We start from the raw sequence: 14,123 nt of genomic DNA on the forward strand, positions 1-14,123 counted from the left end.
GATTTAAGGCTTCCAGTTACTGGAAGGTCAAGACCTGTTCAGTCCTTAATCAACATGACAAGGGTCAAATCATCCAGAAGCCCACGCCCAGGAACCTTCGGCATGGCCCTGCGCACCGTATCGATCACCCGTTGTGGATCGTTGTGGGAGGCCGCTTCGGACACAACAGACAGCAACTCGTCTTCCGACATCATCGCGCCATCCGGCCCCGGTGTTTCCAGCAGGGCATCGCTGTAAAGGAAAATAAAGGAACCACTTGAAAACGGTGCGACGCGCCGGGCATGTTCGGCCTGACTGCGGATACCGGCGGGCAGGCCGGACGTCTCATGAAAGGTCGCCTCGCCACCGACCTTGCCGATAATCACCCTCGGGCAACCGGCAGATACATAGACCAGTTGCTCCTTTGTCGGCTCAAGCAATCCATAAAAGGCCGTGGCAAACTGGTCCGTCTGGGTCATCCGATAGAGATGGGTATTGGTTGCCATCATCCACAGTTCCGGATTGTACCAGTCAATCCCCGTGCCCATCAGCAGGGTATGGAGGCGAATGGTGTTCAGGGCCGGTGCGACCCCGTGGCCGGAGAAATCCGCCGTATAAAGGCCAAGCCGGCCACCGCCCAGGGGTTTCAGGCCCCAGAAATCGCCCCCCAGTTCAGAAGAAGACTCGTAATAGGCAGCGACACGGATGTCGCATTGATCCGCCGCCTCCTGCATGGCACGTTCCGACGGCAGCAGGCTTTCCTGAACCTTACGCGCCGCATCCAGTTCACGCACCATCCGTTCATGATATCGGCGCTGACTGCGCGCCATGTGCACATTTTGCAGATGCACCTTCACCCGGGCGGCCAATTCCTGACCGTTAAGGGGTTTAAGGACAAGGTCCGTTGCACCGACCTCAAAAACCTCCAGCCGCTCCGCACTGTCTTCAAGGGCGGTTTCAACCAGGATCGGAATATGTGCAAATTTGGGGTTTTGGCGGATGGTGCGGCAGACTTCGAAACCATCCATTTCCGGCATCAGGATATCCAGGATCACGATATCCGGCTGGATTTCTTCCAGCATCGCAATCGCCTTTGCCCCGTCTTCGGCCACATGGATATTGTTAAACCCTTCCCGTGAGAGGAAAGATTTTATCAACTCCCGCAAAATCTGGGAATCATCGGCGACTAAAATTGGCGCATCCGCAATCTCGGAGAACGGAAACGACGCTACATCGCCCAAACTTCCATCAATCCGCTTCAATTCTTGCCCTTCACTGGCCGGTTACAAACAGGTTCAGTCCCAATCAACTGTGCCTATTGGATGTCGAGCACCTCGTTGAGGCTTGCGAGTTCCACCATCTTCTGCACCTGCCCATGTACGCCGCGTACCCGGACGGTCTTGCCTGTTTCATCGGCACGCTCCTGCGCCAGCAGCAACATCCCCATGCCCGAGGAATCGATGAACTCGATCCTGGACAGGTCCAGAACCACATCAGGAGCCGAACGCGCCACGACATCGTCGAGCATGTCGCGGAAGCTGTCCTGATGATTGAAGGTCAACTCACCTTCGATTGCACATAAAGTGTGATCGCCTGCATCAGAAACCAGATAGTTCATGTTTCGTCACCTTACGCCCTTGTGGAACAGTTAGGATATTCTATTTCGAAACAAATTTCGCCCCCTTTATGGCGAAAGCGCCTGAAAGGACACACTTAAAGGGTGCAGATACCATAAATATTGCCCGTCTGCGGGTGACGATCGCCCTGCATCCGGCGGCAACGCTCAGTTTGCCGCCGGATTTGAGCGGGACATTACTTCTTGAGGGCCTTGGCGAAGGCCGCCGCCATTGCGCCATCGGCAGCAGGGGCGGCTCCTTTGCCTGATGGTTTATTCGGTCCGCGACCGGGCTTGCCGCCCTGTTTGGGCCGGTTGTCCCGGCGGTCTTGCTTCGGCTTCGCCGCCTGGCCCGGCTGGTCCCCCATACGCATGGTCAGCGAGATGCGCTTGCGCGGCACATCCACTTCCAGGACTTTCACCTTCACCACGTCGCCCGGCCGCACCACCTCGCGCGGGTCCTTGACGAATCGGTCGGCCAGCATGGACACATGAACCAGCCCGTCCTGATGGACGCCGACATCGACAAATGCACCGAAATTAGCCACGTTGGTCACGACACCTTCCAGCATCATGCCGGGTTTCAGATCCTTGATCTCATTGACGCCATCCTGGAAGGTTGCGGTCTTGAATTCCGGACGCGGGTCGCGGCCCGGCTTGTCCAGTTCCGCCAGAATGTCACGAACAGTGGGTTCACCGAAATTCTCGTCTGTAAAGTCGGCGGCCTTCAGGCCGCGCAGGGTCTGCGTATCGCCCAGCAGCGCCTTGATATCCACTTTGGTGCTGGCCAGAATCTTTTTCACGACCGGATAGGCCTCCGGATGCACAGCCGAACGGTCCAGCGGGTTATCGCCATTCATGACGCGCAGGAAGCCCGCGGCCTGTTCAAAGACCTTCGGACCAAGGCGTGGTACGTCCTTGAGCGATTTCCGGGTGGCAAAAGCGCCATGGGCATCGCGATAGGCGACAATGCCTTCCGCCAGGCTCTGCCCCAGACCGGAAACCCGCGCCAACAGAGGGGCGGAGGCCGTATTCACGTCCACACCCACGGCGTTCACACAGTCTTCCACCACCGCATCCAACGCCTTGGACAATTTGAACTCGCTGACATCATGCTGATACTGGCCGACACCAATGGATTTCGGGTCGATCTTCACCAATTCCGCCAGCGGGTCCTGCAGGCGCCGCCCGATGGAGGCCGCGCCGCGCAGGGATACATCCACATCAGGGAATTCGCGAGAGGCATATTCGGAAGCGGAATAAACCGAGGCCCCGGCCTCGGACACCATAATCTTGGTTGCTTTCAGTTCGGGATGTTTCTTGATCAGTTCCGCCGCCAGTTGGTCCGTCTCGCGCGACGCGGTGCCGTTGCCGATGGAAATCAACTCCACCTTATGCCGCAGACAAAGGGCGGCCAGCACAGCAATGGACTGATCCCATTGGCGCTGCGGCTCATGGGGATAAATCACAGCGGTATCAACCAATTTGCCGGTGGCATCGACCACGGCCACCTTAACCCCCGTTCGGAAACCGGGGTCGAGCGCCAGCGTCGGACGCTGTCCGGCAGGCGCTGCCAGCAGCAAGTCACGCAGGTTTTCCGCAAAAACGCGGATCGCCTCTTCTTCCGCGGCTTCCCAGAGACGGCGCATCAGTTCCAGTTCAATGAAGAGAGACAGTTTCACCCGCCAGGCCCAGCGCGCCGTATCCGACAGCCATTTATCCGCCGCCCGTCCCTGGTCCTTCAACCCGAAATGATGGGCAATCTTCAACTCGCAAGGATGCGGGGCGGTCTTGTCTTCCGGATCGCCGACAACGAGAGAGGCTTGCAGTACCTCTTCCTTACGGCCCCGGAAAATCGCCAGCGCCCGATGCGAGGGAACGGATTTCAGCGGTTCGGAATAATCGAAATAATCGGCGAATTTGGCACCGTCCTTTTCCTTGCCGTCGATGACCTTGGAAACCAGTTTGGCCTCGTCCCAGACATAATCACGCAGCTTGCCGACCAGTTCGGCATCCTCGGCAAAACGTTCCACCAGAATCTGGCGCGCACCGTCCAGCGCTGCCTTGATGTCCTCAACACCTTTCTCTGCGTCGATATATTTCTCCGCTTCGGTTTCCGGTGTCAGGGTCGGGTCGTTGAACAGATTGTCGGCCAGCGGCTCCAGCCCCGCCTCGCGCGCGATCTGCGCCTTGGTGCGGCGTTTGGGCTTGTAGGGCAGATACAGGTCTTCCAGACGCGCCTTGGTATCGGCGGTCATGATATCCTTCCGCAATTCGTCGGTCAGTTTGCCCTGCTCGTCGATGCTTTTCAGGATCGTCTGGCGGCGATCTTCCATTTCCCTGAGATAGCCCAGCCGTGTTTCCAGCGTACGAAGCTGTGCATCGTCCAGACCGCCGGTCACCTCCTTACGGTAACGGGCGATAAAGGGCACTGTCGCCCCGCCATCCAACAGATCGACGGCGGATTGCACCTGTTGCTCGCGGACCTGCAATTCGGTGGCAATGGTTTGGGAAATGGACATCAAAGACATGGGGCTCGTGGGTTCCTTTTATTTTTCACGCACCTTAAAACTAGTTCTTTATTGGCATTGATTCGAGCACCCTCACAAGACGCTTGATTTCCCCCTTGCCAATCAACACCATGCGCGCCCATGAACAGACTGCCGATTGACGAAATTCTGCCCGACCTCTGCACGACGCTGGCCGCCGCGCCCAATGCGGTTTTGCAGGCGCCTCCCGGTGCGGGTAAAACCACCAAAGTGCCCCTGGCACTTCTGGATCAGGACTGGCTGCAGGGCCGCAAGATCGTCATGCTGGAGCCGCGCCGCCTCGCAACCCGGGCAGCCGCCCATCGCATGGCGCAATTGCTGGGCGAGAAAACAGGCGAGACTGTCGGCTATCGCATGCAACTGGACAGCAAGGTTGGACCCAACACAAAGATCGAGGTGGTCACCGAAGGTATCCTGACGCGCCGATTGCAGCGCGACCCGGAACTGGCGGACGTGGCCTGTGTCATTTTCGACGAATTCCACGAACGCAGCCTGCAGGCCGATCTCGGGCTGGCGCTGACGTTGGACTGTCAGGCGGGATTGCGCGACGACCTGCGCATCCTTGTCATGTCGGCGACACTGGATGCGGACCCCGTTGCCAAGCTATTGGACGATGCCCCCCTGCTGACCAGCGAGGGCCGCGCCTTTCCCGTGGAGACCCGCTATCTGCCCCAGCCGGACCGCACCCGGATCGACGACAGTATGGTTCAGGCCGTGCGACAGGCATTGAATGAAGAAAGCGGCAGCATCCTCGCCTTCCTGCCCGGCGAAGGGGAAATCCGTCGCGTGGCCGACCGGCTGGAAAGCGGCAACCTGCCCGGCAATGTGACAGTCGCGCCGCTCTATGGTGCCCTGCCCCAGACCGAACAGGACAAGGCCATCGCGCCAACGCCGGAGGGTCAGCGCAAGGTCGTGCTCGCCACGTCCATTGCCGAAACCAGCCTGACCATCGACGGTATCCGCGTCGTGATCGACAGCGGTCAGGCCCGCGTTCCCCGTTTCGATCCCAATAGCGGCCTGACCCGGCTGGAAACCGTGCCTGTTTCCATGGCCGCCGCCGACCAGCGCCGCGGCCGCGCAGGCCGACTGGAACCGGGCGTATGTTATCGCCTGTGGAATAAGGCAGCCGAAGGGGGCATGCCGCGCTTTGCCCGCCCCGAAATCGAAGAGGCCGACCTGACACCGCTGACGTTAGATCTGGCCAACTGGGGTGTCATTGACGTTACCTCGCTGAGCTGGATGACGACACCGCCACCTGCAGGCATCTCCCAGGCGCAAGGCCTGTTGCGGGATTTGGGCACCCTGGACAAGGACAACCGCATCACCGCCCACGGCAAACAACTGGCGCGCCTCCCCATGCATCCGCGGCTCGCCCATATGGTCGTAACAGGCGCGGAACACGGGCTGGGCAAACTGGCTGTTGAGGTTGCGGCCCTGCTGTCGGAACGGGATATCCTGCAAAGGCGCGGGCCGGAGGCCCTGCCCGTGGATATGCGCCTTCGCGTTCGTGCCCTGCACGGGGAGCGCATTGCCGAGAATACCCATCGCGGCAGTCTGAGCCGCGCAAAGGCGCTCGCCAAACAGTGGGCCCGCAGCCTCAAACATGCTCCGCAAGGCAAGCTGGATATCATCGAAGAAGACGAAATCGGCCTGCTGCTGGCGTTTGCCTATCCCGACCGCATCGGCCAGCGCCGTCCGGGCAAGGATGCCCGATACCGCATGGCGGGTGGCAAAGGGGCCGTGTTGGACAATGACGACCCGCTGGCGGGCGAAGCTTTCCTGGCCCTGGCAGAGATGGCAGGCAAGACCCGCGAAGGCCGGGTGCGCCTCGCCGCCCCTCTGTCGAAGGCGACACTGGAAACCATCTTTGCCGACCGGTTGGTAAGCGGCGAGATGGCTGCCTGGGACAGCCGCCAGAAACAGGTCGCCGCCCGACGCCAGACGCGGCTGGGAGCACTGGTCTTAAGCGATGCACCGGCCAAGGATGTATCACCGGACCAGATCAGCGCCGCCCTGTTGGATGGCATCCGGGAAACCGGTCCTCATTGCCTGACCTGGAGCAAGGAAGCGCTGGCCCTGCGTGGCCGCGTCGCCTGTCTGCGCCATGCAGAGGGCGAGGACAGCACCTGGCCGGACTGGTCGGATGATGCATTGCTGGACACAATGGAAGACTGGCTGCTGCCGTATTTGTCCGGCAAAAGCCGTCTGGACCAGATGGCCGAGTTGAATTTGAAAGAAATCCTGCTGGCGGGGTTGGACTGGAACGACCAGCAACGGCTGGACCAACTGGCCCCAACCCATTGGACCGTGTCCAGCGGTTCCAACATCCGCATTGATTACAGCACCCCGGAAGCCCCGGTCCTGCCCGTGAAACTGCAGGAAATGTTTGGCGCGACCGAGACACCCGCCATTGCCAATGGCAGAGTGGCACTGGTCCTGCACCTGTTGTCACCCGCCGGACGACCGTTGCAGGTGACCCAGGACCTGCCCGCCTTCTGGGCCGGGTCTTACACGCATGTGAAGGCGGAAATGAAGGGCCGTTACCCCAAACACCCCTGGCCGGACGACCCGATGGCGGCCGCCCCGACCAGGCATACAAAGAAACGGTCGGAGAAATAGCCCGTTCGCAAATCCCGGCCTGCGCCGGGACGAGCGGCGTTTCTATCTGATATATTGCCCCTTATTCCGCTCATCCCGGCGCAGGCCGGGATCTCGCGTATCTCACATGAGATCACAATAGTTCACTCGCCAAATCTCGCCAATCCGGGTTCAATTCTTCGATTAGTCGGATCTTCCAACTGCGTTTCCAGTTTTTGATACACCGTTCGCGAATAAACGCGCTTTCACGCGATGGGTGACTTTCATGCCAGACCAACTTTTCGCAATTGTATTTGTCCGTGAAGCCGGCAAGCATGTGGTTCCGATGCATCCAGGCTCGCCGGTTGATATCATCCGTCATCCCGGTATAGAGAATGCCATTGGGCTTGTTTGCCATGATGTAAACAAAGAAAGCCATCGTCCCATTCTCTCCATCCCATGTTTTGCTCTTCCCCCACGCGAACCGCATGAGATCCCGGCCTGCGCCAGGATGAGCGGGTTTATGAGATGTTTTGACGGGAAACGAACGCCTTAATGGTCAAAGCCATGACCGCCCTTAATCTACAGCAGCTCCGCAATCGGGCGAACCGAGACTTCACAATCCCCGGCATCGAAACCATCCAGGGTCTTGTTGTGATGGGCGATGATCTGTTCGAAGGTCAGGATGCCATTATCAACGGTTGAGTGACCATCGGCGCAAAGCGTTGCATTGAAGCCATGGGCCACCGCACTGCGGCAGGAGGTATCGACGCAGTAATTCGTCATACAGCCCGCGATGGCGATATGTTTTGCCCCGACCAGGTCCAGTTCTTCCTGCAGGCTGGTCTGGTAGAAGGCATCGCAGGCCTCTTTATAGACAACAACCTCACCGTCCTCCGGCGTAACCGCATCCAGGAATTCCCAGCCTTCCGTGCCTTTTTCGACGCGATGCCCCTTTGGGCCGCTATGCTGGATGTGAATGATTGGCAGGTCCGCCTTGCGCGCGGCCTTCAACAGTTTTTTCAAACGGCCCAGGACCGCCTCCAGATTGGCGTCCGCTTCGGCCTGCCGGTCGCCGCCGACACCACGAACGATCCCCTTTTGAAGATCGATCAGAACAACCGCATCAATCGTCTTGTCCATGACAGTCACCCTTCTTGCCATAACCCCGCACCCTTGGCGCAAACCGCCTTGTGCTACAACTTGTAAACGTTGACAACCCCCTCTCAAACAGGCGAAGAAATCAATGTCTTAGCAAGCAGGAGAGCCTAGGCCGTGACCATTTTCGACATCGCCGCCGCCCTGACGGTTCTGGCCGCCACTTTCGGGTTGCTGAACCATCACGTGATCCGACTGCCGCATACCATTGGCCTTGTGGTGATTTCGCTGGTCACGTCGATCGTCATTTTGATGTTGAATGCGGGCTGGCCGGAACTGGGCATTGCCCCTGCGGTACAGGGCGTCTTGGAACGCATTGATTTCCATGAGGCCCTGATGAACGGCATGTTGAGCTTCCTGTTGTTCGCGGGCGCCTTGCATGTGGACCTGCGCACCATGCGTGAACAGGTCTGGGCAATCGGCATTCTTGCAACCCTAGGCGTCATCCTGTCCACCGTCATGGTCGGCGTGGCGATCTGGTGGCTGCTGAATACCATGGGCCTGCCGATCCCGCTGGGCTATGCGATGGTCTTCGGCGCACTGATCAGCCCGACCGACCCGGTGGCGGTATTGGGTATTCTCAAGACCGTCAAAATCCCGCGATCGCTGGAAATCAAGATTGCCGGGGAATCCCTGTTCAATGACGGTGTCGGTGTTGTGGTTTTTCTGGTGGTTCTCGCGCTGGCCGCCGGAGGGCACGGCGGTGACGGCGTTGACGCCGGCGAGGTTGCAATCCTCTTTGCCAAGGAAGCCCTGGGCGGCAGCGTTCTTGGGCTGGTCGCGGGGTATATCAGCTATCGTGCGCTTGCCTCGCTGGATGAATTCGCATTGGAAGTGCTGATCACCCTGGCTTTGGTCATGGGCACCTACGGTCTGGCCCATCATATTCATGTCAGCGGACCGATCGCCATTGTCGTTGCGGGTCTGCTGATCGGTAATCAGGGTATGTCGCGCGCCATGAGCGACAAGACCCGTGACCATGTTCAGAAATTCTGGGTTTTGCTGGACGAAATCCTGAATTCCATCCTCTTCCTGATGATCGGTTTCGAGGTGCTGGTGGTCGGCTTCAACCAATCAACCCTGATGGCCGGTGCGATCACGATCCCGATTGTGCTGGCGGCGCGCTACATCTCGGTAGGACTGCCACTGACTGCGTTGCGCATGCTTGGCGAACGCTTCACCCGAGGCGCGATCCCCGTCCTGACCTGGGGCGGCCTGCGCGGCGGCATTTCCGTGGCGCTGGCCCTGTCCCTGCCGCCCAGCGAGGTCAAACCGGTGATCCTGTCGATCACCTATGTTGTGGTGGTCTTCTCGATCATCGCACAGGGCCTGACCATGAAGCCGCTGGTGGCGCGGGTGGTGAAGACGGACGAGGGCAGCGGCAAGGGTTGAGCGAACGGCCTACTCCTCCGCGCGTTTGGTCTGAACCCGGACCTTGCTTTCCAGCGTCCTGTGAACCGGACATTTATCGGCAATTTCCAGCAGGCGTTTGATCTCGTCTTCGGTCATATCACCGACCAGCTCCACCTCGCGCTCGATCACATCAATCCCGCCGTCGAATTCCTCACAATCCTCCGCATGGATTTTTTGATGCCGCAGGCGTACCGCCACCCGCTCCAGGGGAATGCCCTTGCGCCGCGCATACATGCGCACGGTCATGGACGTGCAGGCCCCAAGCCCGGACAACAGAAAGCCATAAGGTGTTGGCCCCAGATTGTCGCCGCCCATCTCGAACGGTTCGTCCGCATGCAGGACATGTCCGGCACTGTCGATGAACTGGCTGAACAGCCCCTCGCCCGTTTCCGCCACGACGGTGGCATCGCGTCCGGCGCGCAGGTCCGTTCTGATCTGGTCGCGCTGCAACTCCGGGACATAGCGCGGCGCCCAGGCCCCGATCACCTGGCTCACGTAAACCGAGTCCTCATAGCGGGACAGAAGATGATCCGCATCATCCAGCGAAACAAAACTCTTCGGGTGTTTGGCTGCCAGGAAGATCGCACTGGCATTCTCGACGCCAACGGTTGTGTCCATCGGCGCATGGAAAACCAGAAGCGCCTTTTTCAGGTTGGCGATCTTTTCCTCCAGATCATGGCTGCGGATATCATCCAGGAACTGTTTCTTGACCCGGAAGCGGCGACCTGCGATCTGAACTTCCGCCTCTCCATCGCGCTCAATCACTTCCATCTTATCCAGGAAATGATGCCCTACATGTTTCGGATCAAAGGGTGCGCCGATTGTGGCAATCGCCTTGGCATCGTCAACCTGGCCCGCCACGGACAGCATCGCCGCACCGCCCAGGCTGTGGCCGATCAGAATACGCGGCGGCTGGTAGTTTTCCTCCAGGAAGCGGACCGCGCAAAGCAGGTCCTCCACATTGGACGAGAAATTGGTATTGGCGAATTCTCCGTCCGACGCCCCCAGACCGGTAAAATCAAACCGCAGGGTCGCAATCCCCAGTTCGGTCAGCCCGGCCGCAATCCGGGAAGCGGCAAAAATATCTTTCGAGCATGTGAAACAATGGGCAAACAGAGCATAGGCCCTCGGCTTGCCTTCAGGTAAATCCAGCCGTGCGGCAAGATTGCCCTGACTTCCCTCAAACGTAACTTTTTGAGAGCGCATAAAAATCCCCTCACTCCTGCACCGCGCCTAGGCCACAACCTCTTATACCTCGTCAACGGAGGCGTCTTTGTGGGACTTCAAGGCCTAAGTCTACCCGAATTGGGTCACGGCATCCAATATACTCATGGCATATCGCAGAAAAGTTAACGTTCCTGTAATGCCAGCCGGATACCAAGACCGACAAGGACAGCCCCAACCGCCCGATCCATCCATCGGGTCAGGCGTCGGCTTTGGCGCAAACGTCCGGCGATCCGGTCGGCACAGAGGATCAATCCCGCCTCCCAGACGATACCAATGGCAATCACCGTTGCCCCCAGCGCCAGGATCTGGACGAACACCGGGCCACGGTCCGGGCTGATGAACTGCGGCAGGAAGGCCAGGAAGAAAATCGACATTTTAGGATTCAGGAGATTGACGAGAACGCCCTGCCCGAAAACCCGCCAAGGGGACAGGATGGGTAACGCACCGTCCAGGGAAAGGCCCGTTCCCTTGGAACGCAGGGCCTGAATACCAAGCCAAAGCAGATAGGCGGCGCCAATATATTTCACGATGGAAAAGGCCAGCGCCGAACTCGCCAATATGGCCGACAGCCCCAGAGCTGCCGCCACAACATGGATGGCCGCCCCGCAATAAATGCCCCAGCTTGACAAAAAACCGGACCACCGCCCCTGCGCCAAGGTCCGCGTAACGATATAGATGGCGTCCGGGCCCGGCGCGACAGTCAGCAGAACGGCCGCAATCACAAAGGGGATATAGACTTCCAGTCCCATCACAGCACCACCTTCCCACATATGGTCCGCCCGACATATTCCATGATCATCTGCATCTCCCCCCGCCCGGCCAATCAACAGGCCTAAAGGGTATGTGAATCCGCACGCTTTAAAAAGAAAAACAACAGGGCGCAATTATGCCGCATGTCCCGAACCCTCCCATTTTCTTAAAATACATAATATTGTCCAAAAGGCCGATTGAGGGTAATGTGGCAGCATTATGGACGGCCTGATAGCGAATCGGGCTGGTTTGCTGTGACTCGAGGGGAGCACCGTGAAGACAGACCTGCAGCGAAATGCACGGAATCGACTGCTGCGCCGGACCGGTGCGGCACTGGGTATGTTTGCCCTCGCTGGCGGCCTTGCCACAAGCGCCCTTGCCGCAGAATGCCGGACGACGACGCTGGCCGTGCCGCAGAAGGTGAAGGTCGTGGATACCGTCCAGGCCGCCAAACAAGTTCGCCGCCTGCAAAGCGAATTGATGGTGGCGGCCCTTGGTTGCGGCCATCGCAGCCAATACAACGCCTTCGCGGTTGCCTATCGGTCCGACCTGCAAAAGAACGGTAAGTTCCTGAAGTCCTATTTCCGGTCCCAGCATGGCTCCGGCGGTGAACGGGCGCTGAACCGTTTTGTCACCTCGCTCGCCAATGAGGCGTCCATGCGCATGGCCTCCAACCCGGAATATTGCTCACAGACGGATATCGCCTTCGACTACCTGCTGTCCGACTCTGACACGGGAATGGGCCTGGAACAGGTTGCCGTCCAATATGCAAACCATGACAGCGACCTGACCGAGGTTGCCGGCGCCACCACATGCGACGGCACGGACCAGATTTCAGCGCGCTAGGCTTCTTTTCCATTACGCGTCAAACTGCCAACAGCCAGTCGGTTACGAGAGACACGCAACCGACTGAAACTTGTTATTGTTACTCGCCGTCCCAATAGTCCAGACACTGTTCTTCCCGCCCGACATACAACAAGCGGCGAGGCTCTCCCTGGGCATCCGGTGCCAGTTCCGCAAATATGCCAAACTTACCCGAATCGGGATAATCAACGACCTCCGGCGTCTCTTTCGTGCTGACGGCGAGATAACGCAGTTCCACCGACCCGGTGTTGATAATCTGATGTGCGACTTCCGGACCGCCTGGAGGGCAGGCAACGAAATCCCCTTTCCGGATGGCGTAAACGGCATCCCCCATACGAACTTCACCATCGCCGTCCAGGATAAAAAACATCTCTTCGTTGACTTGGTGATTATGGCATGGAAAGGCCCGCATGCCCGGCGGAACCGCAGTGATATTATACCCCAGCTTGGCGGCTCCAATCTGTGGCCCTACCATCCCCACCTTAGAGTCATACCGCTCTGCCGCCTCCCCTTTAGGGGCAAACGCCGCCGGACGCGGCTTCAGCTCGACATCATCGATATTGATAACCGGTTTTCTCATCTCGGTAATCCTTGCCCTGATTGCGATTGAATTGGCCGGAGTACCCAACCAAAGAAAAAGCGGGAAAGGCTTTCACCTTTCCCGCTTTGAGCTAGCACAGTATTTGGTCGTTTACTGCAGAACGATTTCCACACGGCGGTTCTGCGGCTCACGGATGCCGTCAGCGGTCGGGACCAGCGGTTCCGTCTCGCCTTTACCGTAGGTGGCGATATCTGCGTCGCCCAGACCCAGACGCTTCAGCGCGTCCCGGACAGACGCGGCACGACGCTCGGACAGGCCGACGTTGTAACGCGCCGGACCGGAGGTATCCGCGTGGCCGGTTGCTACCAGACGGGTAATGCCGCCACGGTCTGCATTTGCAACAGCCTCGCGCAGGACCGCCATGGCTTCATCGCTCAGTACCGTGCTGTCCCAGTCGAAGAAGACCAGGAAGGTGCGAACGATCGGAGCCGGCTGCGGTTCGGGCGCAGGCGCCGGTGCGGGAGCCGGTTCCGGCTCAACCTGTGCGACCGGTTTCGGTTCTTCCATCGGCATGGACTTCGGCGCACCGAAGTGGAAACGCAGGCCAACCATAACAGCATGGTTATAGTAGTCGCTATCAACACTGGTGCCGTTGACTGCGTTCACATTCACGTCCGGAGCCGCCAGGAAGTTATAGCGTGCGGTCAGGTCAATCGTGTCACTGACCTTGTAGCCGACACCGGCGATCAACTGACCGGCAAGCGCCGTGTCGGAATCGTCGATAACGGAAACGGTGTTACCCAGAGTGCCGTCGATATCAATACGCGCGGCACCAAGGCCGGCACCGACGAACGGCGTGAAATCACTGCCATTTTCGAAATCATAGAGCACGTTGACCATGCCGGTCAGGGCGCTCACGTCGCCCCCGGCGCTGATGCTGCCGGTACCGGAAACGCTGTCGACGTCATTGCGGCGATAACCCAGTTCGAATTCACCGCGCCAGTTGCTGTCGTATTTGTAGCCGAAGGACACAACACCGGCGAAGCCCGGATCCAGATCCGCATCTTCGTTGATCGTGGCGGTATCAATGTCCATGTCCTGCATGAAGCCGACACCAGCCGCACCACCCAGGTAATACCCGGTCGGCATACCTTCGCCCGCAACGGCGCCGGACGCCAAAGCGATGCTGGAAATACCGGCAACAGCCAGACCGGCCAGCAGGCTTTTCTTAAATTCTTTCATAATCGACACTCCGATTCCCCAACTGCCATCGGCAACGGATTGCTCGCAACGGCAACGCCCGGCACTGGGCAGGGCCCAAGTCGGACTACAATGATCTCGTTGACAACAATAGGGGATTACCGTGCGACGGGCAATCTACCAACGCGATTTTCCGCGCGCCCACCGCAGGTTTGGCAATAGCTGTTGCGCAACTGCAACGCAGATGGCG

General features: G+C 59.0%; 12 protein-coding genes. 3 read left to right on the forward strand and 9 right to left on the reverse strand.

The genetic code is table 11. The features are described from left to right. Nucleotides 1-38 precede the first annotated feature (38 nt). The 3 genes from IF205_RS17380 to IF205_RS17390 form a co-directional block, all read right to left on the reverse strand. Nucleotides 39-1,241, reverse strand: coding sequence for a PP2C family protein-serine/threonine phosphatase (locus IF205_RS17380; protein WP_259780614.1), 1,203 nt, complete (start codon nt 1,239-1,241; stop codon nt 39-41). 53 nt (nt 1,242-1,294) lie between these two features. After that, on the reverse strand, nt 1,295-1,597 hold the full coding sequence (locus IF205_RS17385; protein ID WP_259780615.1) for an STAS domain-containing protein: 303 nt from the start codon (nt 1,595-1,597) through the stop codon (nt 1,295-1,297). A 194-nt stretch (nt 1,598-1,791) separates the two neighbouring features. Next, on the reverse strand, nt 1,792-4,125 hold the full coding sequence (locus IF205_RS17390) for a Tex family protein (RefSeq protein ID WP_259780616.1): 2,334 nt from the start codon (nt 4,123-4,125) through the stop codon (nt 1,792-1,794). A 120-nt stretch (nt 4,126-4,245) separates the two neighbouring features. On the opposite strand from IF205_RS17390, the gene hrpB reads away from it, so the two are divergent. Further along, nucleotides 4,246-6,762 (forward strand): ATP-dependent helicase HrpB, encoded by a 2,517-nt coding sequence (hrpB, locus tag IF205_RS17395; protein WP_259780617.1) that lies wholly within the window; start codon nt 4,246-4,248, stop codon nt 6,760-6,762. 112 nt (nt 6,763-6,874) lie between these two features. Here the strand turns inward: hrpB and IF205_RS17400 are convergent, their stop codons facing one another. Then, the gene (locus IF205_RS17400; protein WP_259780618.1) at nt 6,875-7,159 is read right to left on the reverse strand and encodes a GIY-YIG nuclease family protein; all 285 of its coding nucleotides are present in this window, start codon (nt 7,157-7,159) and stop codon (nt 6,875-6,877) included. 143 nt (nt 7,160-7,302) lie between these two features. Then, the gene (locus tag IF205_RS17405; RefSeq protein WP_259780619.1) at nt 7,303-7,863 is read right to left on the reverse strand and encodes a cysteine hydrolase family protein; all 561 of its coding nucleotides are present in this window, start codon (nt 7,861-7,863) and stop codon (nt 7,303-7,305) included. A 132-nt stretch (nt 7,864-7,995) separates the two neighbouring features. Here IF205_RS17405 and IF205_RS17410 point away from each other — a divergent pair, with 132 nt between their 5' ends. Then, the gene (locus tag IF205_RS17410; RefSeq protein WP_259780620.1) at nt 7,996-9,270 is read left to right on the forward strand and encodes a cation:proton antiporter; all 1,275 of its coding nucleotides are present in this window, start codon (nt 7,996-7,998) and stop codon (nt 9,268-9,270) included. A gap of 9 nt (nt 9,271-9,279) precedes the next feature. Here the strand turns inward: IF205_RS17410 and IF205_RS17415 are convergent, their stop codons facing one another. Together IF205_RS17415 and IF205_RS17420 are read right to left on the reverse strand one after the other, a co-directional pair. Beyond that, nucleotides 9,280-10,497 (reverse strand): bifunctional alpha/beta hydrolase/OsmC family protein, encoded by a 1,218-nt coding sequence (locus IF205_RS17415; protein WP_259780621.1) that lies wholly within the window; start codon nt 10,495-10,497, stop codon nt 9,280-9,282. 143 nt (nt 10,498-10,640) lie between these two features. Then, a complete protein-coding gene (locus IF205_RS17420; protein WP_259780622.1) occupies nt 10,641-11,288 on the reverse strand; it encodes a LysE family translocator in 648 nt (215 codons plus the stop codon). 253 nt (nt 11,289-11,541) lie between these two features. Between IF205_RS17420 and IF205_RS17425 the strand changes: the two genes are divergently transcribed. Further along, nucleotides 11,542-12,114: a hypothetical protein gene (locus IF205_RS17425; protein ID WP_259780623.1), complete on the forward strand. Its 573-nt coding sequence runs from the start codon at nt 11,542-11,544 to the stop codon at nt 12,112-12,114. A gap of 79 nt (nt 12,115-12,193) precedes the next feature. Here the strand turns inward: IF205_RS17425 and IF205_RS17430 are convergent, their stop codons facing one another. Then, on the reverse strand, nt 12,194-12,712 hold the full coding sequence (locus IF205_RS17430; RefSeq protein ID WP_259780624.1) for a cupin domain-containing protein: 519 nt from the start codon (nt 12,710-12,712) through the stop codon (nt 12,194-12,196). 111 nt (nt 12,713-12,823) lie between these two features. Next, nucleotides 12,824-13,915 (reverse strand): OmpA family protein, encoded by a 1,092-nt coding sequence (locus IF205_RS17435; RefSeq protein WP_259780625.1) that lies wholly within the window; start codon nt 13,913-13,915, stop codon nt 12,824-12,826. Nucleotides 13,916-14,123: the final 208 nt, after the last annotated feature.

Origin of the sequence: Aestuariispira ectoiniformans (assembly GCF_025136295.1) — a bacterium.
Lineage (GTDB): Bacteria > Pseudomonadota > Alphaproteobacteria > UBA8366 > Aestuariispiraceae > Aestuariispira_A > Aestuariispira_A ectoiniformans.